This window comes from Bacillus sp. 05T31, from assembly GCF_056396725.1.
The window spans coordinates 1-857 of the sequence record NZ_JBFTMA010001125.1 but is presented as its reverse complement, the minus strand read 5'-3'; the positions used below and the strand labels follow the sequence as shown (position 1 = coordinate 857).

Below are 857 nucleotides of genomic sequence, written 5' to 3'. Positions count from 1 at the left end.
TTGCAATATGTGAACCGTTTAATGCTGCTTCTGTTACATGAACACTGTGACGGACAGATGCTGCAATGATTTCTGTTTCAATGCCGTGAATTGCAAAGATTTCTGCGATTTGGCGAATTAAGTCCATACCGTTATGACCGATATCATCTAGGCGACCTAAGAACGGTGAAACGTATGTCGCACCAGCGCGAGCTGCAAGTAATGCTTGCACTGCTGAGAATACTAATGTAACGTTTGTACGAATTCCTAAATCTGAGAATGCTTTTACTGCTTTTAAGCCTTCTGTTGTCATTGGAACTTTTACAACAACGTTTGGAGCGATTTTTGCTAACTCTTTTCCTTCTTCAATCATTTTATCAGCTTCTAAGCTAATTACTTCTGCGCTTACAGGTCCTTCAATAAAGCTGCAAATTTCACGAATACGCTCATGGAAATCTACGCCTTCTTTTGCTACAAGTGATGGATTTGTCGTTACTCCAGCTACTACACCTAATGCATTTGCCTCTTTAATTTCGTTAATGTTTGCTGTATCAATAAAAAATTTCATTTGTTATTCTTCCTTCCTAATTTTCATTTTATATTTATTTATTTTTTCTTAATAAGCTCTAATTCAATCGGAATAAATTTGTCCACTTTTTTACCTTGTGTTATCTCTTTCGCTGTTTCCATCGCCTTCTCTCCGATTAATTCTGGTTTTTGAGCGACTGTTGCTTCCATACGCCCATCTTTAACCGCTTTTACAGCATCATCTGTTGCATCAAATCCAACAACGACTACATCCGTTTTACCAGCAGATTTTAATGCCTCAATTGCGCCTAATGCCATTTCATCATTATGAGCAAATACCGCTTTAATAT

Annotated in this window: 2 protein-coding genes; both read right to left on the bottom strand. The window is 37.5% G+C overall.

What is annotated here, in order from left to right:
• Positions 1–547: fructose-6-phosphate aldolase (fsa, locus tag AC1DJR_RS31810; protein WP_477004451.1), on the bottom strand; the 547-nt coding region annotated here is incomplete at its 3' end.
• A gap of 38 nt (positions 548–585) precedes the next feature.
• Positions 586–857, bottom strand: a 272-nt coding sequence (locus AC1DJR_RS31805; protein ID WP_477004450.1) for a substrate-binding domain-containing protein, incomplete at its 5' end; no start/stop codon positions are given.